The 23,377-nt window shown below is 66.2% G+C and carries 24 protein-coding genes and 1 pseudogene; 10 read left to right on the top strand and 15 right to left on the bottom strand.

Annotated elements, in window-relative coordinates; genetic code table 11:
* Nucleotides 1–302: 302 nt before the first annotated feature.
* Nucleotides 303–647, top strand: a complete 345-nt coding sequence (locus FG99_RS19115) for a PilZ domain-containing protein (protein WP_043271859.1) — start codon at nt 303–305, stop codon at nt 645–647.
* Here the strand turns inward: FG99_RS19115 and FG99_RS19110 are convergent, their stop codons facing one another.
* Genes FG99_RS19110 through FG99_RS19080 form a run of 7 tightly spaced genes read right to left on the bottom strand, consistent with a single transcriptional unit; the run spans nt 648 to nt 6,906 of the window.
* Nucleotides 648–2,744 (bottom strand): flagellar biosynthesis protein FlhA, encoded by a 2,097-nt coding sequence (locus FG99_RS19110; RefSeq protein ID WP_043271858.1) that lies wholly within the window; start codon nt 2,742–2,744, stop codon nt 648–650.
* A complete protein-coding gene (gene flhB / locus FG99_RS19105; protein WP_043271857.1) occupies nt 2,741–3,883 on the bottom strand; it encodes a flagellar type III secretion system protein FlhB in 1,143 nt (380 codons plus the stop codon). The genes FG99_RS19110 and flhB overlap by 4 nt, the downstream gene beginning before the upstream one ends.
* Entirely contained in the window at nt 3,876–4,676 is an 801-nt protein-coding gene (gene fliR / locus FG99_RS19100) for a flagellar biosynthetic protein FliR (RefSeq protein ID WP_043271856.1), read from the bottom strand. The genes flhB and fliR overlap by 8 nt, the downstream gene beginning before the upstream one ends.
* Nucleotides 4,677–4,678: 2 nt before the next feature.
* Nucleotides 4,679–4,951, bottom strand: a complete 273-nt coding sequence (locus tag FG99_RS19095) for a flagellar biosynthetic protein FliQ (RefSeq protein WP_009622793.1) — start codon at nt 4,949–4,951, stop codon at nt 4,679–4,681.
* A 7-nt stretch (nt 4,952–4,958) separates the two neighbouring features.
* Entirely contained in the window at nt 4,959–5,714 is a 756-nt protein-coding gene (fliP, locus tag FG99_RS19090) for a flagellar type III secretion system pore protein FliP (protein WP_043271855.1), read from the bottom strand.
* The gene (locus FG99_RS19085) at nt 5,711–6,070 is read right to left on the bottom strand and encodes a flagellar motor switch protein FliN (RefSeq protein WP_043271854.1); all 360 of its coding nucleotides are present in this window, start codon (nt 6,068–6,070) and stop codon (nt 5,711–5,713) included. Before FG99_RS19085 ends, fliP begins: the two co-directional genes overlap by 4 nt.
* Nucleotides 6,067–6,906: a FliM/FliN family flagellar motor switch protein gene (locus FG99_RS19080; RefSeq protein ID WP_009622787.1), complete on the bottom strand. Its 840-nt coding sequence runs from the start codon at nt 6,904–6,906 to the stop codon at nt 6,067–6,069. The genes FG99_RS19085 and FG99_RS19080 overlap by 4 nt, the downstream gene beginning before the upstream one ends.
* 503 nt (nt 6,907–7,409) lie before the next feature.
* Here FG99_RS19080 and FG99_RS19075 point away from each other — a divergent pair.
* The 9 genes from FG99_RS19075 to flgN all read left to right on the top strand — a co-directional run bounded on the left by FG99_RS19075 (nt 7,410) and on the right by flgN (nt 15,111).
* The gene (locus FG99_RS19075) at nt 7,410–8,801 is read left to right on the top strand and encodes a sigma-54 dependent transcriptional regulator (protein ID WP_043271853.1); all 1,392 of its coding nucleotides are present in this window, start codon (nt 7,410–7,412) and stop codon (nt 8,799–8,801) included.
* 13 nt (nt 8,802–8,814) lie between these two features.
* Nucleotides 8,815–9,141, top strand: a complete 327-nt coding sequence (locus tag FG99_RS19070) for a flagellar hook-basal body complex protein FliE (protein WP_043271852.1) — start codon at nt 8,815–8,817, stop codon at nt 9,139–9,141.
* Nucleotides 9,142–9,161: 20 nt separating this feature from the next.
* Nucleotides 9,162–10,844 (top strand): flagellar basal-body MS-ring/collar protein FliF, encoded by a 1,683-nt coding sequence (fliF, locus tag FG99_RS19065; RefSeq protein ID WP_043271851.1) that lies wholly within the window; start codon nt 9,162–9,164, stop codon nt 10,842–10,844.
* Nucleotides 10,816–11,859, top strand: coding sequence for a FliG C-terminal domain-containing protein (locus FG99_RS19060; protein WP_009622780.1), 1,044 nt, complete (start codon nt 10,816–10,818; stop codon nt 11,857–11,859). Before fliF ends, FG99_RS19060 begins: the two co-directional genes overlap by 29 nt.
* 7 nt (nt 11,860–11,866) lie before the next feature.
* The gene (gene fliH / locus FG99_RS19055; protein ID WP_043271850.1) at nt 11,867–12,562 is read left to right on the top strand and encodes a flagellar assembly protein FliH; all 696 of its coding nucleotides are present in this window, start codon (nt 11,867–11,869) and stop codon (nt 12,560–12,562) included.
* A gap of 2 nt (nt 12,563–12,564) precedes the next feature.
* The gene (gene fliI / locus FG99_RS19050) at nt 12,565–13,899 is read left to right on the top strand and encodes a flagellar protein export ATPase FliI (RefSeq protein WP_043271849.1); all 1,335 of its coding nucleotides are present in this window, start codon (nt 12,565–12,567) and stop codon (nt 13,897–13,899) included.
* Nucleotides 13,896–14,321 carry a flagellar FliJ family protein gene (locus FG99_RS19045; protein ID WP_009622775.1) on the top strand — a complete coding sequence of 142 codons (426 nt, stop codon included), beginning with the start codon at nt 13,896–13,898 and terminating at the stop codon, nt 14,319–14,321. Before fliI ends, FG99_RS19045 begins: the two co-directional genes overlap by 4 nt.
* Nucleotides 14,322–14,392: 71 nt before the next feature.
* Nucleotides 14,393–14,674: a flagellar biosynthesis anti-sigma factor FlgM gene (flgM, locus tag FG99_RS19040; protein WP_043271848.1), complete on the top strand. Its 282-nt coding sequence runs from the start codon at nt 14,393–14,395 to the stop codon at nt 14,672–14,674.
* Complete coding sequence (gene flgN, locus FG99_RS19035) at nt 14,671–15,111, top strand: flagellar protein FlgN (protein ID WP_009622773.1); 441 nt, start codon at nt 14,671–14,673, stop codon at nt 15,109–15,111. The genes flgM and flgN overlap by 4 nt, the downstream gene beginning before the upstream one ends.
* A gap of 734 nt (nt 15,112–15,845) precedes the next feature.
* On the opposite strand, the gene FG99_RS19030 is transcribed toward flgN, so the two are convergent.
* From FG99_RS19030 to tssI, 8 genes and pseudogenes are all read right to left on the bottom strand, one after another.
* Complete coding sequence (locus FG99_RS19030; RefSeq protein WP_043271847.1) at nt 15,846–16,583, bottom strand: hypothetical protein; 738 nt, start codon at nt 16,581–16,583, stop codon at nt 15,846–15,848.
* A gap of 26 nt (nt 16,584–16,609) precedes the next feature.
* A complete protein-coding gene (locus FG99_RS19025; RefSeq protein ID WP_043271846.1) occupies nt 16,610–16,969 on the bottom strand; it encodes a hypothetical protein in 360 nt (119 codons plus the stop codon).
* Nucleotides 16,970–16,995: 26 nt separating this feature from the next.
* Nucleotides 16,996–17,622: a DUF2931 family protein gene (locus FG99_RS19020; protein ID WP_043271845.1), complete on the bottom strand. Its 627-nt coding sequence runs from the start codon at nt 17,620–17,622 to the stop codon at nt 16,996–16,998.
* Between the two features lie 12 nt (nt 17,623–17,634).
* The gene (locus FG99_RS31470; RefSeq protein WP_081884672.1) at nt 17,635–18,270 is read right to left on the bottom strand and encodes a DUF2931 family protein; all 636 of its coding nucleotides are present in this window, start codon (nt 18,268–18,270) and stop codon (nt 17,635–17,637) included.
* A 12-nt stretch (nt 18,271–18,282) separates the two neighbouring features.
* Nucleotides 18,283–18,912 (bottom strand): DUF2931 family protein, encoded by a 630-nt coding sequence (locus FG99_RS19015; RefSeq protein ID WP_043271844.1) that lies wholly within the window; start codon nt 18,910–18,912, stop codon nt 18,283–18,285.
* 12 nt (nt 18,913–18,924) lie between these two features.
* Complete coding sequence (locus tag FG99_RS31465) at nt 18,925–19,554, bottom strand: DUF2931 family protein (RefSeq protein WP_081884671.1); 630 nt, start codon at nt 19,552–19,554, stop codon at nt 18,925–18,927.
* Nucleotides 19,551–20,825, bottom strand: a complete 1,275-nt coding sequence (locus FG99_RS32915; RefSeq protein ID WP_256204881.1) for a T6SS phospholipase effector Tle1-like catalytic domain-containing protein — start codon at nt 20,823–20,825, stop codon at nt 19,551–19,553. The genes FG99_RS31465 and FG99_RS32915 overlap by 4 nt, the downstream gene beginning before the upstream one ends.
* A gap of 317 nt (nt 20,826–21,142) precedes the next feature.
* Nucleotides 21,143–23,054: pseudogene (gene tssI, locus FG99_RS32910) on the bottom strand (type VI secretion system tip protein TssI/VgrG); the annotation flags it as partial.
* Between the last annotated feature and the right edge of the window lie 323 nt (nt 23,055–23,377).

The following is a 23,377-nucleotide window of genomic DNA, read 5'->3' as shown; positions in this document are numbered from 1 at the left end:
CCCTCTCCCTGAAGGGAGAGGGGACCGTTGGGCAGGGCTGGGTGTTCTGGAGTCAGCCGGCAACACCGAAGGTTTCCGGCTGAAACCATTCCTTCTCTCGGCACGGACTAGCCCCCTCTCCCTTCAGGGCGGGGCGCGCAGCCGAGGGCTGGGGAGAGGGTTACGGACTTCGGCCCTGCTCCGGAGCCAGGCTTGGCACCGCTGTTCGCGAGCAAGCTCGCTCCCGGTTTCAACGTAGGCCTTAAGGTTTCCCGCCCCCCGGTCGCCCTGCATTTCAAATCCCCCGCACGACGAGGTCGGGTATGCGCCAGCACAACCGTATCGTATTCCGCTCCATGTTCCGCATCCGCGTGCTCGACGCCGGCGGCGAGCTGCTCGGCTATGTCGCCGACCTGTCCGAAAGCGGCCTGAAGATCCGCTGCGACGTGCTGCTGGCGCCGGACAGCCAGTTGGAGCTGCGCCTGCGCATGCGCGACCGCGAGGAGCGCATGCGCGAGGCGCAGGTGAAGGTGCGTTGCGTGTGGTCGGGGGAGAACGCCCAGACCGGCCGGTACGAGGCTGGCCTTGCGCTGGAGCAGCCTTCGGTTTCCTTCAACGAGCTGATGACCGAGCTGCGCGCCGGGCGCCGCAGCGCCACGCCCAACTGATCAGCCGAGGGTGCCGAGGACGTTCACCGCGACCCGCTCGGGTATCTCGTTCTGCGACAGCACGTGCAGCCCCGGGCTGAAGACCCTTGCATAACGCGCCAGCAGCGGGCGCAGCTGCGGCATCACGGTGAGGATCGGCGGGTGGCCTTCCTTGCGCAGCTTCTCCTTCACCACCGGCATGGTGTTCTGCAACTGGTTGAGCAGGTTGGGCTCCACCGGGATGTTGTCCAGGCTCACCGGGCCGGCCTGCTGGGCGATGGCCAGGGCGCTGAGCAGGGTGTTCTCCAGGTTGTTGTCGAGGATGAACACCGACAGCTCGCTGCGCTCACCGGCGATGCCCGAGACGATGCTGCGGCGCAGCGCGTAGCGCACGTCGGAGGCCAGCAGCACTGGGTCCTTGGTGGTCTCGGCGGCCTCCACCAGGGTGGTGGCGATGCTCACCAGGTCGCGCAGCGGCACCTGTTCCTGCAGCAGTTGGCGGTACACCCGGTGCTGCAGGCTGAAGCTCAGCTGCGCGCGCAGGTGCTCGGCGAGCTTCGGCGCCTGGGCCGCCAGGCGCTGCATCAGGTGCTCGATGTCGTCGTGCTTGAAGATGTCCGGCAGGTGTTCGCGGATCACCTTGTTCAGGTGGGTGGCGATGACGCTGGCGCAGTCGATCACCTGGTAGCCGAGGTTGAGCGCGCGAGGCTTGTCCTCCGGGCGGATCCACACCACCGGCATCAGGTAGGCCGGGTCGTGGCCGAGAATGCCGTCGACCTCGCCGTAGGTTTCCGCCGAGGGAATGGCCATCAGGCGGTCGGCGTGCAGCTCGGCGCCGTCGATGCGCTCGCCGCTGATGTGGATGGCGTACTGCGAGGCCTTCAGCCGCAGGCTGTCGCGGATGTGGATTTCCGGCAGCAGGAAGCCCAGGCTCTCCGACAGCGTCTGGCGCACCCCGCGCACGCGCTGCACCAGGGGGGCGCCGCCGGCTTCGTTGACCAGCCCGACCAGCTTGTAGCCCAGGGAGATGGACAGCCGCTCCACCAGCGGGATGTCTTCCCAGCCCAGCTGCTGGGCGCGTTCCTGGTCCATGGCCTTGCCGATGGCCTCGACCTGCTCCAGGCTCTGCGCCTCGCCCGGCGGCTCGGCCAGGGACACGCGCCAGGCGACGAAGGCGATCAGCGCGGCGAAGCTGAGGAACGCCAGGTGCGGCATGCCGGGGACTATCGCCAGCACCGTAACGATGCCCGCCACCGTGTACAGCAGCGAGGGCGAGGCGAGCATCTGCCGGCGCACCAGCGCGGTGATCTCCGCCGACTCGTTGACCCGCGTGATGATGATCGCTGCCGCGGTGGACAGCAGCAGCGCCGGGATCTGCGCCGCCAGGCCGTCGCCGATGGTCAGCAGGGCGTACTGGCGGAAGGCGTCGGCGCCGGCCATGGCGTAGACGAATACGCCGATGGCCACGCCGCCGAACAGGTTGATCAGCAGGATCAGGATGCCGGCGATGGCGTCGCCGCGGACGAACTTGCTGGCGCCGTCCATGGCCCCGTAGAAGTCGGCCTCCTTGGACACCTCGGCGCGGCGCTTCTTGGCCTCGGCCTGGTCGATCAGGCCGGCGTTGAGGTCGGCGTCGATGGACATCTGCTTGCCCGGCAGGGCGTCCAGGGTGAAGCGCGCGGTGACTTCGGAGATGCGCTCGCCGCCCTTGGTGATGACCATGAAGTTGATGATGGTGAGGATCACGAAGACGATCAGGCCGACGATGAAGTTGCCGCCGATGACCACGTGGCCGAAGGCCTCGATCACCTTGCCGGCGGCCGCCGAGCCGGTGTGCCCGTCGAGCAGCACCACCCGCGAGGAGGCCACGTTCAGCGACAGCCGCAGCAGGGTGGTGACCAGCACCACCGTGGGCAGCAGCGAGAAGTCCAGCGGGCTGCGCGAGGACACGCTGACCATCAGCACCAGCAGGGCGATGCCGATGTTGAAGGTGAAGAGCACGTCCAGCAGCAGCGGCGGCAGCGGCAGGATGATCATCGCGAGGATGGAGAGGATGACCAGCGGGATGCCGATCCGCCCGCTGCGCAGTGTCGGCAGGAGCTGCTCGAGGAAGTTCATGGTTGGCCTCTGCTTGCCAGGCTGTCGGGGATGGGGAGGTTCTTGGCCAGTTCCGGCTTGCGCAGCCGGCGCCCCTGGCGGTAGGCGCGCAGCTGCAGGATGTAGGTGAGGACGTGGGCCACGGCGGTGTACAGCCCGGCCGGAATCTGCTGGTTGACCTGGGTGCTGAAGTAGATGGCGCGGGTCAGCGGCGGCACCTCCAGCACTTCAAGATTGTGCTTGGCGGCCATCTGGCGGATGTACAGGGCCATGTCGTCCATGCCGCGGGCCAGCACGTAGGGCGCCTGGGCCTTCTGCGGGTCGTACTTGAGCGCCACGGCGAAGTGCGTCGGGTTGGTCAGCACCACGTCGGCCCTGGGCAGCACGCGGTTGATCTGGCGCTGCAGCAGTTGGCGCTGTACCTGGCGGATGCGCGCCTTCACTTCCGGGCGGCCTTCCTGGGTCTTGTGCTCCTCGCGGCGCTCCTGCTTGGTCATGCGCATGCGCTTGCGGAACAGGAAGCGCTGCAGCGGGATGTCCAGCAGGGCGAAGAACACGAACACCGCCAGCAGGCCGATCAGGGTGTCGAACAGCAGGCCCAGGGCGCCGCCGATGGCGCTGCGGATGTCGCTGCGCTGCAGGGCGATGAGCTGCGGCAGGGCGTCCAGCAGCAGGTACCAGGCCACGCCCAGCAGCACCGCCATCTTCAGCAGCGACTTGAGCAGCTCGGTGAGGTTCTGCAGCGAGAACATCCGCGCAAGACCCGTGATGGGGTTGAGCTTGCTGGCCTTGAACGCCAGGTTGGCCGAGGCGAATATCCAGCCGCCGGGGACCATGCCGAAGGCCACCACCAGCAGCGGGGTGAGCAGCAGCGGCAGCAGCAGCTGGACCATCAGCCAGATGTGCTGGCCGAGGATCAGCGCCAGGTCGTCCAGGCCCACCTCGCTGCGGTGCAGGTCCAGGTAGGCGAAGCGGAAGCTGTCGGCCAGGCCGTCGAAGAAGCGCCCGACGCAGGCCTTGAGCACCAGCAGGGTGCAGAGCAGCGCCACGGTGCCGGCCAGGTCCTTGGAGCGCGGCACCTGGCCTTTCTGCCGGCTCTGGCGCAGCTTGTGCTCGCTGGCCTCTTCGGTCTTTTCCTGGGAGCCGCCCTGTTCAGCCATGGCCGGTGCCTCGCAGCAGCTGGCCGAGGTTGTCCAGCAGCGCGCGGGTCAGCTGCAGGTAGGTGTCGGGCAGGCCCGGCAGGGTCAGGCGGATGCACGCAAGGCCGGTGAGGATGGCCATGGGGAAGCCCAGGGAGAACAGGTTCATCGCCGCCGAGATGCGGTTGAGCAGGCCGAAGCAGAACTGCACGAGGAACATGCAGAAGGCCAGCGGCAGGCTGATCAGGGTGGCCGCGGAGAACACCCAGGCCAGGGCGTAGGCCAGGGTGGCGAAGCCGGCGTAGGCCAGGCCGCCGCCCACCGGCCAGTAGTGGAAGCTCTGGTAGAGCACGCTGACCACCAGCAGGTGGCCGTCGCTGGCGAGGAACAGCAGGGCCAGCAGCAGGAAGTACAGCTGGCCGACCACCGAGGACGAGGACACGCCGTTCACCGGGTCGTTGTAGCGCGCCATGGCCATGCCCATCTGGGTGGACACCACCTCGCCGACCAGGCTGAAGATCACGAACACCAGTTGCAGCGCAAGGCCCAGCACGGCGCCCACGGCGATCTGCTCCAGCGCCGCCAGCAGCCCTTCGGCCGACAGCGCCTCGATGGCCGGCGGGCGGGGCAGGGCGCCGGCCAGCGCGAGGGTCAGGCCGATGGCCAGGAGGATGCGCACCTGGCGCGGCAGCGAGCGGTGGTTGAGCAGCGGCGCCATGGCGAGCATGGCCATGATCCGGCAGAACGGCCACCAGTAGCGCTGCAGTTCCTGCAGGTACTGGCTGGCCTGCAGCAGCGACTCGTTGGCGTGCATGGCTAGCCGACCAGGTGCCCGGCCTGCTTGAAGGTTTCGATGAACAGGTCGCTGAGGGTGCGCAGGATCCAGTGCCCGGCGAACACCAGCATGCCCAGGGTGATCAGCAGCCGCGGGAGGAAGCTGAGCATCTGCTCGTTGATCTGCGTGGCGGCCTGGAAGATGCTCACCAGCAGGCCGCCGAGCAGGCTCGGCAGGACCAGCACGCAGACCACGATGGCGGTGATGTGCACGGCGTTGGCGATGATCTCGACGGCGTATTCCGGGGTGAGCATGGCGGCCTCAGAACGGCTGGATGCTGGAGGTGAGGGTGCCCATCAGCAGCGCCCAGCCGTCGACCAGGACGAACACCATGAGCTTGAACGGCAGCGAGATCATCATCGGCGAGAGCATCATCATGCCCATGGCCATGAGCACGCTGGCCACCACCAGGTCGATGACCAGGAAGGGCACGAAGATCATGAATCCGAGCTGGAAGGCGGTCTTCAGCTCGCTGAGCACGTAGGCCGGCAGCAGCAGGGAGAAGTCCAGGTCGGCCTTGTCCGCCGGCATCTTCTCGCCGGCCAGGGCCAGCAGGGTGTCCAGCGAGGTCTTGCCGGTCTGCGCGAGCATGAAGCGGCTGAGGCTGGCCTTGGCCTTGCCCAGGCCTTCCTCCAGGGTGATGGCATCGGCCTGGAAGGGCTCGTAGGCCTCGGTGTACACCTCCTTCCACACCGGGCGCATGACCAGCAGCGTCATGCACAGGGCGATGCCCACCAGCACGTTGTTCGGCGGGCTCTGCTGCAGGCCCATGGCCTGGCGCAGGATGGCCAGCACGATGATGAAGCGGGTGAAGCTGGTCATCATCAGCAGCATGGCCGGCAGCAGCCCGAGCAGCGTCATCACCACCAGGATCTGCAGCTTCACGCTCAGTTCCTGGCCGTGGCCGGTGTCGTTCAGGCTCAGCAGGGAAATCTCGCCGCCGGCGGCCAGCACCACGCCGGGCAGCATGCCGGCCAGCGCCAGGCCCAGGGCTAGCCAGTGCCGCGCGCGTCTCATCGGGCCAGGTCGTCCAGGCCGGCGCCGCACAGTTCCAGCACGCGCAGGCCGTAGTTGCCGTTCATCACCACCACCTCGGCCTTGGCGAACAGCGCGCCGTTGACCTTCAGGTCCAGCGGCTCGCCGGCCAGCTTGTCGAGGACGATGACGCTGGAGGCGTCGACTTCCATCAGCTCCTTCAGGGAAATCTCGGTGGAGGCCACCTCCAGGGTGAGGTTCACCGGGATCTTGCCGAAGAAGCTCAGGTCCTGGCGCGGCGCGGCCAGCGCCTCGGGGCCGGCCGCAGGCGCTTCGTCCAGGGCCAGGCCGGCGTCGTTGAGGAGGTTGTCCAGTTCGCTGTCGGTGACTTGGCTCATGGGCTTTTCACGCTCTCGAGGGAGGTCAGGAAGAGGCCGCCGTCTTCTTCGAAGAGGGTGCCGCGGAAGAGTTTCTGCTGGTTCACCTGCACCTCGCAGCGCTCCAGCAGGCGCACCGGCAGGATGTCCCCGGGGCGCAGCTGCAGGGCCTGGGCCAGCGGCATCTGCAGCGCGGCGATGACGCAGTCCAGGCGCACCGGCAGGTGCAATAGATGCTGCGCCGGGCTGCCGCCCAGCCGCGCCGGCGGCGGGCCGGCCAGGCGGGTGGTGAGCGCGTCGGCCAGCTCCGCGTCCAGGTAGATGAACAGCGAGGCCTGGCTGCCGGTGATGTGGCTGAGGAAGTGGAACTCGGCCACGTACTCCCAGCTCACCAGCTCGTAGTCGTTGTCGTGGGGTGTCAGCTCGCCGAAGGTGTCGCCCAGCAGCAGCGAGCGGGCGAACAGCTGGGTCACGTCCACCCCCAGGCGCTTGCGCATGCGCTGCTCGGAGGTGCTGATCGGCGGGGTGTCGTGGCTGGGCAGCGAGGTGCCGCCGTAGTAGCACTCCAGGGCTTCGGTCAGCAGCGGGCGGTCGATGGCGAAACCGACCTTGCCGGAAGGGCAGCGGAAGATGCATTCGGCCGGCCGCGGCGCACTTTCCTGGACCTCGACTTTCTGCAGTTCCAGGTTGATGCGATAACTACGCAGGAAATAATCGCTGATGATGCGCGGATGCTTGTGGGCGATCTCGCGAATATATTGCGGAACCTTGTGGTAATGCCGGCCCAACTTGTGCGGCTGCAGGCGCACGAGTCTTTCCGAGGGCACGCCGTGGTGGACTTTGGATTGGCCAGTCATGGGTTGGGTCGACTTCCGGAAGTGGGGCTGCGCAGGGGTTCGCCGGGGCGCGGCCTGAGGCGGCGCGGGGTGAACCCTGGGTGCTCGCCGCGGGCATCGGTTCGACGCGCGGCAGAGCCTGCGATTGGGGCGGAAGTCTAGGCAGGCGGGCCCTGGCGGTTAAATCAATAGATATCAAATGAGGTTTTTGATCGTCATTCGCGGGCGCCTGAGCGGATTTGACGACAACTGACTCGGCGGTCGCCGTGTGCGCTGGTTAACGTTGCGCCTGTGACGAGGTTCTGCTGGAAAAGTTTCCTCGCACAGTTGAAGGGCGACAGGAAAAAGTCATTCCTTAAGGTCCCCTTCGTAATAAAAGGGAAGGTGTTCGGTAATTCCTTCCTATAGAGGCCGGAAGTTCATTCGACCACTGCCTGCCGGCAAATGAAAGTTCATCGCCGCCATGGCTTCGATGGAATAACCGAGCGCCGTCCCGAGGGCGGTCCAGACGCAGGAAAGTTGCAGTGAAACAGTTCAGTCAATTGGCCAGTTGCAATGAAGAAGCCAGCCTGGCGGAGCAACAGGTGGTGATCGTCGGCGGCGCCGGCGAGATCGGCCTGGACCTGCTCAACGACGGCCTGGCGCGCCTGGGCCGGAACGTGCTGCGGGTGAAGAACGCGGCCGGGCTGGACGCCATCGACCTGGCGGCCTGCGGCCCGGTCTTCGTCTTCGCCGAGCGCCGCCCGCAGCGCAGCTTCCCGCAGATCGGCGAACTGCTGCAGCGCGTGCCGCAGCTGAGCCTGGTGCCGGTGGTGGAATACGCCGACCAGGAAATGGCCGCCCAGCTGCTGGAGATGGGCTGCATCGACTACCTGCTGGCGCCCTTCAGCGAGAGCCAGCTGGCCGCGCTGCTGCACCGCCAGGAACAGGCGGCGGTGGCCGGCGAAGGCTTCGTCTCGCAGTCGCGCGCCGGGCGCCGCCTGCTGGCGCTGGCCCAGCGCGTGGCGCAGACCCGCGCGCCGATCCTGATCAGCGGCGAGACCGGCACCGGCAAGGAGCTGATGGCGCGCTACATCCACCGCTTCTCCGCCGAGCCGCAGGCGCCCTTCGTGGCGGTGAACTGCGCCGCCATCCCCGAGCAGATGCTCGAATCCATTCTCTTCGGCCACGAGCGCGGCGCCTTCACCGGCGCGGTCAGCGCCCAGCCGGGCAAGTTCGAGCAGGCCAACGGCGGCACCCTGCTGCTGGACGAGATCGGCGAACTGCCCCTGGGCCTGCAGGCCAAGCTCCTGCGCGTGCTGCAGGAGCAGCGCGTGGAGCGCCTGGGCGGGCAGCGCGAAATCCGCCTGAACGTGCGCGTCATCGCCGCCACCAACCGCGACCTGCAGGAAGAAGTCAGCGCCGGACGCTTCCGCGCCGACCTGATGTTCCGCCTCGACGTGCTGCCGCTGCACATCAGCCCGCTGCGCGAGCGCAAGGACGACATCCTGCCCCTGGCGCAGCGCTTCATCCAGCAGTACGCGCCCCAGGAGCGCCACGCCGAGCTGCTCACCGAAGCGGCGCGGCAGGCCCTGCTGGCGCACGACTGGCCGGGCAACGTGCGCGAGCTGGAGAACGTCATCCAGCGCGCCCTGGTGCTGCGCGCCGGGCTGTTCATCCAGCCGCGCGACCTGGGGCTCGCGCCGCCGGCCGAGCAGCTGGCCAGCGTGGCCGCGGCGGCGCCGCTGCCGGGCGAGGGCGGCAAGGCGGCCCTGCGCGCCAGCGGCAAGTGGGCCGAGTACCAGCACGTGATCGACACCATCCGCCGCTTCGGCGGGCACAAGACCAAGGCCGCGGAAAGCCTCGGCATGACGCCGCGGGCCCTGCGCTACCGCCTCAACGCCATGCGCGAGCAGGGCGTGAACCTGTCCTTCTGAAACGAGAGTCGCCATGAACCCCATCGAGCAGGCCCGCAGCGAGATGCTCGGGCAGATGCAGCAATTGCGCGCGCTGTCGGCGGCGCCCATCCGCCCGGCCAGCGAGGCCCCCGGCGCCGAGCCGGGCTTCGGCAACGCCTTCGAGGACGCCCTGCGCGCCGTCGACGCCCAGCAGCACCAGGCCAGCGAAGCCATGGCCGCAGTGGACGCCGGGCGCAGCGACGACCTCGCCGGCGCCATGGTCCAGAGCCAGCAGGCCAGCGTGTCCTTCAGCGCCCTGCTGCAGGTGCGCAACAAGCTCACCACCGCCTTCGACCAAGTCATGAACATGCCGCTGTGACGGCGCACAAGGGCTGAACCGTGCTGCAGAAGATCAAAGACCGCCTGCCCCTGGACAAGCTGCGTCTGGACCCGCGCCTGAGCCTGCTGGGCCTGGCCGGCGGCGCCGCGCTGCTGGCCCTGGGCAGCACCTGGTACCTGTGGCGCGACCAGGGCGCCTTCCACCCGCTGTACGGCGCCGGCGAAGCCTACCCGGCGGCCGAGGTGATGCAGGTGCTGGACGCCGACAGCATCGCCTACCGCCTGCACCCGCAGAGTGGCCAGGTGCTGGTGCGCGACGACCAGCTGGCGCGGGCGCGCATGCTGCTGGCGGCCAAGGGCGTGAAGGTCGCGGTACCGGCCGGCTACGAACTGTTCGACAAGGACGAGCCGCTGGGCACCAGCCAGTTCGTCCAGGACGTGCGCCTGAAGCGCAGCCTGGAAGGCGAGCTGGCGCGCACCGTGATGGCCATGGAGGGGGTGCAGCAGGCCCGCGTGCATCTGGCCATCGACCAGCAGAGTTCCTTCGTGGTCAGCCAGCGCGAGCCGGCCAAGGCCTCGGTGATGCTGCAACTGGCCCCGGGCTTCCGGCCCAAGCCGGAGCAGGTGGCGGCGGTGGTCAACCTGGTGGCCAACAGCGTGCCGCAGCTGCAGCCGGAGAACGTCAGCGTAGTCGACCAGCACGGCGTGCTGCTCTCCCGCGGGCTCGCCGCCTGGGGCGGGGCGCAGCAGAACGGCCAACTGGTGGACGACTTCCAGCAAAAGGCGGTGGCCAACGTCGAGCAGGTGCTGGCGCCCATCGTCGGGCCGGGCAACTACCGCGTCAGCGTGGCCGCCGACATCGACTTCAGCCAGAAGGAAGAGACCCTGCAGAGCTACGGCGACACGCCGCGCCTGCGCCGCGAGACCCTGCGCGACGACAGCACCCTGGACGAACTGGCCCTGGGCGTGCCCGGCTCGCTGAGCAACCGCGCGCCGGTCAAGCCGCCGGAGCCGCAGCAGGGCCAGGGCAACGCCCAGGCCGGCGCCGCCCAGGCCAGCAACACCCAGGACAAGGCGGCCACCTCGCAGCGCAAGGAATCCAACCGCCAGCTCGACTACGACCAGAACATCACCCACGTCAAGCACGCGCCCTTCAACCTGCGCCAGCAGAGCGTGGCGGTGATGATCAACGCCGCCGCGGCCCCCGAGGGCGGCTGGAGCGAGGAAACCCGCAAGCAGCTGGAGCAGGCGGTGAAGAACGCGGTGGGCTTCAACGCCGCGCGCGGCGACAGCCTGTCGCTCTCGGTGCTGCCCTTCGTCGCCGCCGCGCCGCTGGACGAACCTGTGCGCTGGTGGGACGACGCCCAGCTGCAGGGCTGGGTGCGCCTGGGCGTGTTCGGCCTGGTCAGCCTGCTGTTGCTGCTGCTGGTGGTGCGCCCCGCGGTGCGCAGCCTGACCCAGCGCAAACCGGCGCCGGCTACGGGCGAGGAGGGCACCGGCACGCTGCTAGGCAACGAGCACGGCGAACGCCTGCTGGCGCGGGTGGGCGATGCGCCGCGCGGCCTGGGCGTGTTCAGCGAACTCAACCCGCTCTCGGAAATCCGCCTGCCGGCGCCGGGCTCGGGCCTGGAACACCAGATCGAGCACCTGCAGATGCTCGCCAAGAACGATCCCGAGCGGGTCTCCGAAGTGATCAAGCAATGGATAGGGCGCAATGAGCGAGACCTCAACCCCGTCGGCTGACGAAGCGCGCGTGCCGGTGCGCCGGCGCGCCATGAGCTCCATGGAGCAGGCGGCGATCCTCATGCTGAGCATGGGCGACGAGACCTCGGCCGGGGTGCTGCGGCACTTCTCCCGCGAGGAAATCATCAGCATCAGCCAGGCCATGGCGCGGCTGAACAACGTCAAGCTGCCCATGGTGTCGGACGTGATCGGCCGCTTCTTCGAGGACTACAAGGAGCAGAGCAGCATCAAGGGCGCCTCCCGCGGCTACCTCGCCGGCATGCTCGGCAAGGCCCTGGGCAGCGACATCACCCGCAGCCTGCTGGACAGCATCTACGGCGAGGAAATCCGCGCCCGCATGGCCCGCCTGGAATGGCTGGACCCCAAGCAGTTCGCCGCCCTCATCGCCAACGAGCACGCGCAGATGCAGGCGGTGTTCCTCGCCTTCCTGCCGCCGTCCATGGCCAGCCAGGTGCTCGAATGCCTGCCGGCCGAGCGCCAGGACGAGCTGCTGTACCGCATCGCCAACCTCAGCGAGGTCAGCGGCGAGGTCATCGCCGAGCTGGAACAGCTGATCGACCGCAGCCTGGCGGTGCTCTCCACCCAGGGCTCGCAGGTGCGCGGCATCAAGCAGGCGGCGGACATCATGAACCGCTTCAAGGGCGACCGGAACCAGATGTTCGAGCTGCTGCGCAGCCATGATTCCGGCCTGGTGGAGCGCATCGAGGAAGAGATGTACGACTTCTTCATCCTCTCCCGGCAGAGCCAGGACACCCTGCAGGCGCTGCTCGAAGCCATTCCCCTGGAAGAGTGGGTGGTGGCACTCAAGGGCGCGGAGCCGGCGCTGGTCAAGGCCATCCAGGGCGCCATGCCCAAGCGCCAGGCGCAGCAGATGGACGCCATCAAGCGCCGCCAGGGCCCGGTGCCGCTGAGCCGCGTCGAGCAAGTGCGCCGCGACATCATGGCGATGGTTCGCGAGCTGGCCGCCGAAGGCGAGATCCAGTTGCAGCTGTTCCGCGAACAGACGGTGGAGTGAGGCGCCCATGACGGTCAAGGTGATCCGCGGCGGCGCCCGCGACTGGCGGCCGTACCGCTTTCCGCCGCGCTGCAGCGGGGCGTTGCAGGAGCAATGGCAGGGCGGCGACCCGGCCGAGCTGCAGAAGGCGGTGGCCGACGGCTACCAGCAGGGCAGCGACAAGGGCTACCGCGAAGGCCTGGAGCAGGGCCGCGAGGCCGGCCATGAAGAGGGCTTGCGCCTGGGCCGCCAGGAAGGCCTGCGCCAGGGGCGCGAGGAAGGTCGCGAGGAGGGCCGCCGCGTCTTCGAGACCGCCGCCCAGCCGCTGGACAAGTTGTGCGAGGAATTCCGCCGCTTCGCCGAGGCCTTCGAGGCGCAGCGCCGCGAACAACTGCTGGAACTGGTGCAGAAAGTGGCGCGACAGGTCATCCGCTGCGAGCTGACGCTGCACCCCACGCAACTGCTGAGCCTGGCCGACGAGGCCCTGGCGGCTATGCCGGAACAGCCGGACAGCGTGCAGCTGCTGCTCAACCCCGAGGAGTGCGCGCGCATCCGCGAACTGGCGCCGGAACGCGCCGCCGCCTGGCGCCTGGTCCCCGACGAGCGCCTGGCCCTGGGCGAATGCCGCCTGCTCACCGCCGAGGAAGAAACCGACATCGGCTGCCAGCAGCGCCTGGACAGCTGCATGCAGGTGCTCGGCGAACACCTGCTGGGCGACGACTGACGATGGCCCTGGGCGAAAGCTTCAGCCTCGACGTCGACCAGGCCCTGCGCTCGCTGGACTCGGTGCAGTTGGCCAAGGTCAGCGGGCGCCTGGTGCGCGTCTCCGGGCTGCTGCTGGAAAGCCTCGGCTGCCGCCGCGCCACCGGCCAGCGCTGCCTGGTGGAACAGGCCGACGGCAGCCTGCTGGACGCCCAGGTGGTCGGCTTCAACCGCGACACCACCTACCTGATGCCGTTCAAGAAGCCGGTGGGCCTGGCCGCCGGCTCGCGGGTGTTCCCGGCCGAGGAACAGGCCGCGCTGCGCATCGACGAATCCTGGCTGGGGCGGGTGGTCAACGGCCTCGGCGAACCCTTGGACGAACGCGGCCGCCTGGGCGGGCGCGACGCGCTCTCGGCGCAGTTGCCCACGGTCAACCCGCTCAAGCGCCGCCCGGTGACCGAGGCGCTGGACGTCGGCGTGCGCGCCATCAACGCCCTGCTGACCCTTGGCAAGGGCCAGCGCGTCGGCCTGTTCGCCGGCAGCGGGGTGGGCAAGAGCGTGCTGCTGGGCATGATCACCCGGCAGACCAAGGCCGAAGTGGTGGTGGTCGGTTTGATCGGCGAGCGTGGCCGCGAAGTGCAGGAATTCATCCAGCACTCCCTCGGCGAGGAAGGCCGGCGCAAGGCCGTGGTGGTGGTGGCGCCGGCCAACGAGTCGCCGCTGATGCGCCTGAAGGCCACCGAGCTGTGCCACAGCATCGCCGCCTACTTCCGCGACCAGGGCCGCGACGTGCTGCTGCTGGTGGATTCGCTGACGCGCTACGCCATGGCCCAGCGCGAGATTGCCCTGGCCCTGGGCGAGCCGCCGGCCACCAAGGGCTACCCGCCGTCGGTGTTCGGCATGCTCCCGGAACTGGTGGAAAGCGCCGGCAACGGCGTGGCTGGCAGCGGCAGCCTGAGCGCGCTGTACACGGTGCTGGCCGAGGGCGACGACCAGCAGGACCCGATCGCCGACAGCGCCCGCGCCATCCTTGACGGCCACATCGTGCTGTCGCGCCGGCTGGCCGACGTCGGCCACTACCCGGCGATCGACATCGGTGCCTCGGTGAGCCGCTGCATGGCCCAGGTCGGCGAGCCGGCGCACCTGCGCGCGGCGCGGCAGTTCAAGGAGCTGCACGGCAGCTACGAGAAAATCCGCGAACTCATTCCCCTGGGCGGCTACACTGCCGGTCTGGACGCCCGCACCGACCGCGCCGTGCAACTGGCCCCGGCGCTGGAGCGCTTCCTGCGCCAGGAAGTCAACGAAGGCGCCGACCTGGCCGCCAGCCTCGAACACCTGCAACAGGCCCTGCGGCTATGAAGGAACAGATCGACACCCTGCGCCGCCTGGCCAGCGTGCGGAGCAACCGCGTGCGCGAGATGCTCGGCCGGGTGAACTACCAGCGCGGCCTGTGCCAGCGCTACCGCAACAACATCACCGGCCTGACGCGCCTGTGCGGCTTCGTGGTGCCCACCAGCACCGAGCTGCAGCGCGGCAACCAGCAGCAGTACAAGGCCACGCTGTTCAGGATGCTGGCCCTGCAGAAGCGCGAGCTGGAAGTGGCCGAGCAGACGCTGGAGCGCATCCAGGGCGAGCTGCTGCAGGCCATGCGCGGCGAGAAGGTGCTGGAGCAGGTCATCGAATCGCGCCTGGAGCAATGGCAGACGCAACTGGCGCGCCAGGAGCAGAAGATCCAGGACGGCCTGGCGGCGCAGAGCTGGTGGCGGAGCCAGGGCGCATGAGGCAGCATTTAAGTTCTTCGCCGAGCCGGTCGCCTGTCGGTCGGTAGAACCCCTTTTTTCTGGACGCGAACATGGAAATCACCCGGCAACTCAAGCCCGTCATCGGCGCCCCCGTGCAGAGCGCCGCGCCCCAGCGCAGCCAGCGCGAGGAAGCCGCGCGCCCCGCCGCCCAGGCGCCGGCCGGCAGCGGCGCGCTGCCGCTGGAGCAGGTCCAGGAAGCCCTGGGCGCGCTGCCGGAAGTGGACCTGGACAAGGTCGCCGCGATCCGCGACGCCCTGGCCCGCGGCGAAGTCTCCCTCGATCCCGAGGCGCTGTCGCGCAGCATGCTCGACTTCCACGGCGGCGGTGCATGAGCGAAAGACGCGCCCGCCTGCTGCAACTGATCGAGGCCGACATCCGCCTCGACCGCGCGGACTACCTGTACCTGCGCAGCGCACTGCTGGACCTGCACGACCAACTGCTGGCCCGCGACAGCGAGGCCATCGCCCGCAGCAATACCCGCATCGGCGAACTGGTGGAAGCCGTGCGCCAACGCGCCGAACGCCGCGCCAAGGTGCTTCAGGCCTTCGGCCTGGACATCGGCCGCGCCGGCATGCAGCGCCTGCTCGAACACTTCCCCGGCGCCGGCCGCCAGGCCTTGCAACGCGACTGGCAGGCGCTGGCCGAGCAGGTGGAGGAATGCCGCCTGCTCAACGAACGCAACGGCCGCCTGCTGGCAATGCACAACGAGATCATCGGCCAGCTGCTGGCGGGGCAGGGCGGGCATGGGGTGTACTCGCCGGAGTATTGAGGTTTTCCTTTCGCGGCGCCTTCGGGCGCCGTTTTTTTGCCTGGCGAAGGGCTTTTCGTAGGAGCGAGGGGGACGCCTAGTTCTTGCTCGCGATCAAAAGCACCCTCACCCCAGCCCTCTCCCAGAGGGAGAGGGGGCCGTCCTGAGCTGCCGGAGAGTCCGGAGTCATCCTGATGCTCCTTACCATCCCCGTCATTCCCGCGAACGCGGGACGCGGCTCCATCGCGAACAGCGCTTGCGCTGGCCCGAAGGGGAATAACCCAGTGACTGCAAGGTTCGCGAGCAAACTGCAGTCACAGGATCACGCCGAACCCGCAGCGCGCAGAGGACAGCCCCCTCTCCCTTCAGGGAGAGGGTTGGGGAGAGGGCGCTCTGAAGCCACCGGACAACACCCTTCGCGAGCAAGCTCGCACCTACGAAGACGTAGGGCGCATAACCGTTCGCGGTTATCCGCCGTCGTCCATGCCACCGGGGCATCCGGCGCGGCCGGTGAATCCAATCGCGGACGGAGTCCGCTCCTACACCCGTGCTTCCCAGGAGCCGTAGGAGCAACTGTCTTGCAGGCTGCACCGGGGGCTCGCTCCTACGAGAAGCCATGCTCGCCTGCAACGCGGACTCTCTATCATCCGTCGTTGAAAACGGTTTTTACCTGGCCACCAGGGAGGCACCGTGCCTGGTTTTCCCCTAAGCGCTTGCCTACGGCAAGGTGGCTGGCCAGCGCCCCGACGGCCGTATCACTGACGGTCGGACAGGTCGGACTCGGCCCAGTCGATCGCCGAAACCGGTACGGCCACGGCGCGCCCGGAGGCATAGAGCGCACAGAACATCGACGAGCACTCGATGATCCTGAAGTCTCCGCTTCGGCCTTTCGGGTCGCTCAGCTCGACCCTCGGGGCATTGACGAAGCCGGCCTTCAGGTCCTCCGCCGCGACCTTCTTGCCAATGGCGTAGAAAGGGGAGATGGAAAGCGACAGCAGCAGGGCGATCATGAACATCAGCGCGAATACGCTGTAGCTGACGGTGAATAGCCAGAACAGGTAGAGACCGGCCTCCTTGACGTACTCCGAGAGCAGCCGGTTCTGCCTTGACGCGCTGCGGCGGCTGTCCAGCCTCTTGCCCAGCCGGGTCAGCATCACGCTCATCGGCGCCATGATGAGCACGATCACAAGAGCCATGCCCAGGACCAGGCCGTAGTGTTGCTCCAGCAGCCCGAGGACCCCTTTCAGGCCGGCGAGCACTGCATGGAACCAGCCGATGACTGCGCTTATCAGCGTCGAGGCGGTGTCCTGGGGAAACATCGAGGGCTCGAGCTTGAAATAGCCCAGGTAGGCATCGTGATAGGCCTTGCCGTTGAGGTACAGGATCGGCAGGCTCACCGCGGTGACGAGGGGGCCCAGCAAGGACAGCATCCTGGCGGACGGCTTCGGTTTCTGTGCCTGTTCCCGGGCTTCGTTCTTTTCCATGGCGGTCAATTCGTGACTCCTTGTATCGTGGGGATTCAATGGGGGGAGCGGAGGTAGCAGCCGCCACCTTCCTCGGCAGCGATGCGCAGGCAGAGCCCGTCCACGCGCAGGGCGCGGTCGCGGAACAGTTCACCCAGGCCGATGACCGCCTTGGGCTTCAGCACCACCTGGCCGCCGACGCGCCGCCAGGTGCCCTTGGCGTATCCATCGGCGGCGCCATAGGCGACATTGCCTTCGAAACTGCCGTCTGCGCGCAGCCGCAGCAGCGAGCCCATTTCCATCACGCCTTGCAGCGTATACAGGCCGGCGAGCGCCTGTGTTTCCCGGTCGGGCTTGTCCGTAGTGCACGCGGATAGAAGAGGGAGCGCCAGGGCGAATAGCAGTGACTTTTTCATGATTCCTTTTCCGTGGAGTTGTGGCTTCACCATGAGTCGTAGGGAATGCCGTGCTGTTCGACATAGCGTCTTGCTTCATCGGTAAGAGGTCGGTGCTTACCGCCAGACGTACCGTTGTAGGGACCCACCTTGCTTACCTTGGCCTGGAAGCGGCCGATCTCCTTGAACGCCAGGCAGGGGCCGCCAAGCCATACTTTGGCGATGCCGCCAGGAGCCATGCCGATGGAAATTATCTTGGCGAAGTCGGGTTCCACTTTTCGGGTCGCTACGCAGTAGGCTTGCTGCGGCTTGACCATCTCATCGCGAACCCACTGCGGGATATTGATGCGTACGTTGTAGGTTTGAGGTTCCACCAGGGATTGCCAGCGCACGAAGATGATTTCCGGTAGGTCGACGTTGCTGATGGGTTTCATCGAGCCTCCGCCGTTGTGCCAGCCCTCCGGTTTTCGGGTGTAGCCGACCACCCCTGCGTGTACCCGTTCAAATGCCAGTCCTCGTTGATCCACCACATCCACGCTTTCTACCCAGACCTCCATATAGCGGGGTGCAGCTATGGCAATGTTCCAGGCGTCATAGGGCAGTTTGGGACGGCCTTGACCAGACGTGCATCCGCTAAGGAGCAGGACGAGAAAACAGAAGTAGAAGTTCTTCATGTAGGGCTCCCCTCACCATGATCCATAGGGGATGCCATGCTTCTCTATATAGGCGCGGGATTCAGGTTCTAATTCTGGCCATGCATAACGTCCGCCAGACTTGCCTTCATCAGGGCCGCGCTTGTCGATCTTGGCCTGGAAGCGCCCGATCTCCTTGAACGCCAGGCAGGGGCCACCGACCCATACTTTGGCGATGCCTCCTGGCGCCATGCCGATAGAGATCGTCTTGCGGTAGAGGTTGTCGATCCACTTGCCATCCCATTGGCAGAAGGCTCGTTGTGGTTCGACCATTTCATCGCGAACCCATTGCGGGATATTGATGCGCACGTTGTAGGTCTGTGGCTCTACCAGCGACTGCCAGCGAACGAAGATGATTTCCGGTAGGTCGACGTTACCGATAGGTTTCGTTTTCCCGCCGCCGTTGTGCCAGCCTTCTGGTTTGCTGGTATAGCTGACTACGCCTGCATGTACGCGTTCAAATGCCAGTCCTCGTTGATCCACCACATCCACACTTTCCACCCAGACTTCCATATAGCGGGGTGCAGCTATGGCAATGTTCCAGGCGTCATAGGGCAGCTTGGGGCGGCCTTGAGAAGATGTGCATCCGGTAAGGAGCAGGGCGAGAAAACAGAAGAAGAACTTCTTCATGCGGGATTCCCTTCACCATGATCCATAGGGAATGCCATGTTCTTGGATGTACTTGCGAGCGGCTTCGGTAGGTGGCCGGTAGTACTCTCCATCGGACAGTCCTTCATTAGGGCCACGCTTATCGATCTTGGCCTGGAAGCGCCCGATCTCCTTGAACGCCAGGCAGGGGCCACCGACCCATACTTTGGCGATGCCGCCAGGAGCCATGCCGATGGAAATTATCTTGGCGAAGTCGGGCTCCACTTTTCGGGTCGCTACGCAGTAGGCTTGCTGCGGTTTGACCATTTCATAGCGAACCCATTGCGGGATATTGATGCGTACGTTGTAGGTTTGGGGCTCTACTAGCGACTGCCAGCGAACGAAGATGATTTCCGGCAGGTCGACGTTGCCGATGGGTTTCATTTTTCCACCCCCGTTGTGCCAGCCTTCCGGTTTGCTGGTATAGCTGACTACGCCTGCATGTACGCGCTCAAATGTTAGTCCTCGCTGATCCACCACATCCACGCTTTCTACCCAGACCTCCATGAAGCGGGGTGCAGCTATGGCAATGTACCAAGCGTCGTAGGGCAGCTTGGGACGGCCTTGATCAGACGTGCATCCGCTAAGGAGCAGGACGAGAAAACAGAAGTAGAAGTTCTTCATGTAGGGCTCCCCTCACCATGATCCATAGGGGATGCCGTGCTGTTCGACATAGCGTCTTGCTTCATCGGTAAGAGGCCGGTGCTTACCGCCAGACGTACCGTTGTAGGGACCCACCTTGCTTACCTTGGCCTGGAAGCGTCCGATCTCCTTGAACGCCAGGCAGGGCCCGCCGAGCCAGACTTTGGCGATACCTCCTGGCGCCATGCCGACAGCGATTGTTTTGCGGTAAAGATTGTCGATCCACTTGCCGTCCCATTGGCAGAAGGCTCGTTGTGGTTCGACCATTTCATCGCGAACCCATTGCGGGATATTGATGCGTACGTTGTAGGTCTGGGGTTCCACCAAGGATTGCCAGCGTACGAAGATGATTTCCGGTAGGTCGACATTGCCGATAGGTTTCGTTTTCCCGCCGCCGTTGTGCCAGCCTTCCGGTTTGTTGGTATAGCTGACTACTCCTGCATGTACGCGTTCAAATGCCAATCCACGCTGATCCACCACATCCACGCTTTCGACCCAGACTTCCATATAGCGGGGTGCAGCTATGGCAATGTTCCAGGCGTCGTAGGGTAGCTTGGGGCGGCCATAACCATTCACGCAGCCGGTCAATGCCAGGATGAGCAGGCCTATCCAGAGAGGCTTCATTCCGGGTAGCCCTCCTGCGGTTTGTTATTGAATATCAGGCGTCTGTTGGGGGCAGGCTTGCTCAACAGTAGCCCGGAGCTGGGTGTCCAGTGGGCAGAGAGATGAATGTAGCGGTCCCAGAGCAGCCGGTTTTCTGCAGGGAGCAAGGAGCACCCGCTCTTCAGGGCGAAGACCAGAATTTTTTCTGCTACGGATTGGAGTTCGGGAGGTAACTTCGCAGCTTCATCATTTTCATCGATTACAGAGAAAGGAACGGCGTACTGAACTGCTAGCTCTCGCATGACACGCAAAGCCACTTTCGATAGATCGCCATACACCTTGCGCTGAATTGCCAGAGCGACCATTACTTTTTCGGTCTGGCTGTATCTGTCGCCTGGTGACTCCGGGAGTTTCCAGTAAATGGGGGCTACTTGTCCGCTGGTAGAAGTTCGCTCTGCCTCCCATTTGTAGGCTTCTTCCTCCAGGCGCTGCCAGGCCGAAGTCCGCTCCAGGGGGCGATTGGGTGTCAGTACCACGACCTGCGGCTTGCTCAGCAGCAGCTTTTCATCCATCTGCGGGAGGTAGCCGCCGCCGATATCGGAATGCGCGCCAGGCAGTTCGATTTCCTGGTGATGGGGCGCCACGCTGTTCAGGGCGAAGTTCCAGCGGCGTTCGTCGCGGGCGCTGAGTTGCAGCACCTTGCGGGCGCAGCCTGGTGGCAGGTAGAGGTTGACGCCCGGATTGAGATGGTTGGCGGGGCTGAAGTCGCCACGCCAGGGCGCGACTATGGCGGCGACGGTATCGAACAGACCGATGAAGTTGATCTGTACATCGGTTTCCCAGTTGAGGCTGTCGGGCAGACCGAGTTGCCCGGGTTTCAATGTTTCTGCCAGAACCCCGCCTTGGGGCTTGAGTATCTCATTGGCAAAGTGTCGTGCCGCCGCTGCACCTCGGCTGAAACCAAAGATATCGAACTCCAACTGGCTAATTTTGACGGTCGGATTCGTATCTCGGAAAGTTCGTAGCTGCTCTATTATTTTGGTCGGACTTTGCTCGACACGGCTTATCACTCCAGCCTCACCCTCGCCGCTGGCCTGACTGAACACCGAATCATCACCCTCGCTCGTGGTACCGATGCCTTCCAAGTAGACCGGTATGTAGCCAATGAATGCATTGGCTGCGAGTCGCTCGGCTGTGTTGTCTGCATACAGATCCGCTAGCAACGCCACATTGCTCGGCGCATTGCCATAGCTGTTATTGGGCGTGGTGCTGAATACGCCTGCCTCATTCATGTCCTTGAAGCCATATCGGGCGCAGTGCTGGGCGACGCTTTGCAGGGTTTCGTCGCTGTAGAGTTCGCGGTCGTCGCGGCGGCATTGGGCGGTCAGCGCGGCGTTCGCCTGGTTGTTGCCGGTGCCATCGAAGAACACGCCGATCCGCAGGGTGATGCCGGTTTCCTCCTTGGCTTCCTCCAGTTCCTCTTCCTCCTCCTCTTCCTGGAGTTCCGCCTCTTCCAATGCCTGGGCCAGGGCGGATGGCTGGGCGCGGGCCAGCAGCTGGCCTGCCAATGCGCTGGCCGCTGCGACAGGTAGCCAGGGGCCGCGAAGACGCAGGCCCGAACCGCTGCCCGGCGAGCCGCCAGCGTTGATCTTCGCCAGCGGACCGAACACGGTGACACCGCTGGCGTCGAGCTTGATGAAGCTGCCGCCGGCCTTGAGGGTCAGTTCCTGGCCGGCCTCGATCACCAGTTTCTGCCCGGCCTTGAGGTGGATTTCCCGGCCGGCGCGGGTCAGCTGGGCATTGCCCAGGCGGATGTGCTGGTTGTTGGCCACCGCCAGGTGGTCGTCGAGCCTGGCCTCCACCTTGCGGTCGAGGTGGATGGTCTGGTGCTCCTCGGCCTTGAACTCGCCGTAGGCGTTGGCTTCCACGGTGTCGTGGCGTTCGTGGCCGACGCGGATCTTCTGGTCGTGCTCGATGTTTTCGTCCCAGTCGCGCTGGGCATGGATGAAGAACTGTTCCTGGCCCTTGCGGTCCTCGATGCGCAGTTCGTTGTAGCCGCTGCCGCCCGGCGAGCTGTTGCTCTTGAACAGGGTGCGGGTCTTGTGGGCCGGCAATTCGTAGGGCGGCAGGTGCTCGGCGTGGTACAGGCAACCGCTGACCAGTGGCTGGTCCGGGTCGCCTTCGAGGAAGTCCACCAGCACTTCCATGCCGACGCGCGGGATGGCCACGGCGCCCAGGGCGTTGCCGGCCCAGCCGCCGGCCACGCGCAGCCAGCAACTGGTCTTGTCGTCGGCCTGGCCCTCGCGGTCCCAGTGGAACTGCACCTTGACCCGCCCGTACTTGTCGCAGTGGATTTCCTCGCCCGCCGGGCCGGTCACCACGGCGGTCTGGGTACCCAGCACCCGCGGCTTGGGGTGGGCCAGTGGCGGGCGGTAGTGCACGTCCCAGGGGGTGGCGAGGAAGCGGTTGCGGTAGCCCTGGTGGAAGTCGTCCTGGCTGTCGGCGGTGTCGCTGGTGATGGACTCTTCCAGCACCTGCGGCTGCCTGCCTTCGTGCCGCACTTCGGTGAGCAGCCAGAGGTCGTTCCATTCGCCGCGCGGGTGCTCGGACATTTCCAGGAAGTGGCCGCTGCACAGGTTCGGCTGGTCGCTGCGGCCCTCGGCCTGGCGGTAGTCGGCGCGGTGCCTTTCCAGGCTGCGCTGGCTCAGCAGCTTGCCGCGCTCGCGGTCGGTGAAGCGGCCGGGGTAGTCGTAGTCTTCCAGGTCCGGCTGGTCCTGTTTCTGCTGCGGCCGGTAGGCCGCTTCCATGCGCAGGCGCGGCTTCTGGAAGTCGTAGTCGCGGCGGGTCACGCGGCTGGTGCGGCCTTCCAGGCGCAGGACGAAGCCCTTGATCACCGGCTCGTCGGCCACCAGGCCGGTGTCGGCGATGTAGGGCGTGGGCTGGCCCAGGCGCGGGAAGGCGGTCTGGTCGTCGCCGAAAACCAGCAGGTGCCCGTCGGGGCTGTGCTCGAAGTGGTAGTGGAGGCCTTCCTCTTCGCACAGGCGCTGGACGAAGTGCAGGTCGCTCTCGTCGTACTGGGTGCAGTAGTCGCGCGGCGGGTAGACGGTGGGGCCGAGCTGGAAGCGGTAGGCGTCGGCGAGGATGCCGTGCTCCTCCAGCACCCGGGCGATGATCTGCGGCACCGTCAGCTGCTGGAAGATGCGCTGGTTGCTGCGCAGCGCGAGGCAGGCCAGCTGTGGCGCCAGGACCACGCGGTAGCGGGTCAGGCGCTGGCCGGCGTCGCCTTGCCCAGCCTGCTGGATCAGCCCGTGGACGCCCGGCCCGGCGGGGCTGAAGGCGAGGAACGCGGGCTTGTGCAGCAGGGCTTCCAGGTCCAGGTCGGGACGTTCGCTGACCAGTTCCAGCTCGAAGCGGTAGGGTTGGCTGATGGCTTCGCGACCATGGAAGCGCAGGACCTGGAAGTCGTGCTCCAGGCCGTCGAGGGTCAGGCTGAAGTGGGTCTGGTTGGCCGGGTTGAACATGCTCGGGCTCCCTGGTGCGGAGCCCGTCATTAAGGGGACGAAGGCGGGAGCTGGATGTCGGCCGTTTCCGAGAGTGTTGGCGGACGCAGGTGAAGGCATCTGCAGATGCCAAGCCGTTGCCGGTCAGCCCGGCCCGCGTATCGGTGGGCTTAACCCATGCCTGTATCCGGTCGCCTTGGAGGGAGAGCACCTCCCGCAGCGCCAGGCGGAAACGACATTTCCGGCCCGGCTTCCGGTTCCTCCGTGCGGAAGCGTCCTTTCACCTCGCCTTTGCCCGCAACGCCCGAAATACGGGCCTTCCAGGCGTTGGCACCGATATTGCT

It is taken from the genome of Pseudomonas sp. AAC (assembly GCF_000725445.1).
GTDB lineage: Bacteria > Pseudomonadota > Gammaproteobacteria > Pseudomonadales > Pseudomonadaceae > Pseudomonas > Pseudomonas citronellolis.
The sequence above is the reverse complement of the archived record's forward strand: the minus strand, read 5'-3'. Positions and strand labels throughout refer to the sequence as shown.

Bases quoted from the DNA above. Each gene is read 5' to 3' on its own strand.
- FG99_RS19115 (WP_043271859.1), top strand. From the start codon at position 303: ATGCGCCAGCACAACCGTATCGTATTCCGCTCCATGTTCCGCATCCGC.
- FG99_RS19110 (WP_043271858.1), bottom strand. From the start codon at position 2,744: ATGAACTTCCTCGAGCAGCTCCTGCCGACACTGCGCAGCGGGCGGATC.
- flhB (WP_043271857.1), bottom strand. From the start codon at position 3,883: ATGGCTGAACAGGGCGGCTCCCAGGAAAAGACCGAAGAGGCCAGCGAG.
- fliR (WP_043271856.1), bottom strand. From the start codon at position 4,676: ATGCACGCCAACGAGTCGCTGCTGCAGGCCAGCCAGTACCTGCAGGAA.
- FG99_RS19095 (WP_009622793.1), bottom strand. From the start codon at position 4,951: ATGCTCACCCCGGAATACGCCGTCGAGATCATCGCCAACGCCGTGCAC.
- fliP (WP_043271855.1), bottom strand. From the start codon at position 5,714: ATGAGACGCGCGCGGCACTGGCTAGCCCTGGGCCTGGCGCTGGCCGGC.
- FG99_RS19085 (WP_043271854.1), bottom strand. From the start codon at position 6,070: ATGAGCCAAGTCACCGACAGCGAACTGGACAACCTCCTCAACGACGCC.
- FG99_RS19080 (WP_009622787.1), bottom strand. From the start codon at position 6,906: ATGACTGGCCAATCCAAAGTCCACCACGGCGTGCCCTCGGAAAGACTC.
- FG99_RS19070 (WP_043271852.1), top strand. From the start codon at position 8,815: ATGAACCCCATCGAGCAGGCCCGCAGCGAGATGCTCGGGCAGATGCAG.
- FG99_RS19060 (WP_009622780.1), top strand. From the start codon at position 10,816: ATGAGCGAGACCTCAACCCCGTCGGCTGACGAAGCGCGCGTGCCGGTG.
- fliH (WP_043271850.1), top strand. From the start codon at position 11,867: ATGACGGTCAAGGTGATCCGCGGCGGCGCCCGCGACTGGCGGCCGTAC.
- fliI (WP_043271849.1), top strand. From the start codon at position 12,565: ATGGCCCTGGGCGAAAGCTTCAGCCTCGACGTCGACCAGGCCCTGCGC.
- FG99_RS19045 (WP_009622775.1), top strand. From the start codon at position 13,896: ATGAAGGAACAGATCGACACCCTGCGCCGCCTGGCCAGCGTGCGGAGC.
- flgM (WP_043271848.1), top strand. From the start codon at position 14,393: ATGGAAATCACCCGGCAACTCAAGCCCGTCATCGGCGCCCCCGTGCAG.
- flgN (WP_009622773.1), top strand. From the start codon at position 14,671: ATGAGCGAAAGACGCGCCCGCCTGCTGCAACTGATCGAGGCCGACATC.
- FG99_RS19025 (WP_043271846.1), bottom strand. From the start codon at position 16,969: ATGAAAAAGTCACTGCTATTCGCCCTGGCGCTCCCTCTTCTATCCGCG.
- FG99_RS19020 (WP_043271845.1), bottom strand. From the start codon at position 17,622: ATGAAGAACTTCTACTTCTGTTTTCTCGTCCTGCTCCTTAGCGGATGC.
- FG99_RS31470 (WP_081884672.1), bottom strand. From the start codon at position 18,270: ATGAAGAAGTTCTTCTTCTGTTTTCTCGCCCTGCTCCTTACCGGATGC.
- FG99_RS19015 (WP_043271844.1), bottom strand. From the start codon at position 18,912: ATGAAGAACTTCTACTTCTGTTTTCTCGTCCTGCTCCTTAGCGGATGC.
- FG99_RS31465 (WP_081884671.1), bottom strand. From the start codon at position 19,554: ATGAAGCCTCTCTGGATAGGCCTGCTCATCCTGGCATTGACCGGCTGC.
- FG99_RS32915 (WP_256204881.1), bottom strand. From the start codon at position 20,825: ATGAATGAGGCAGGCGTATTCAGCACCACGCCCAATAACAGCTATGGC.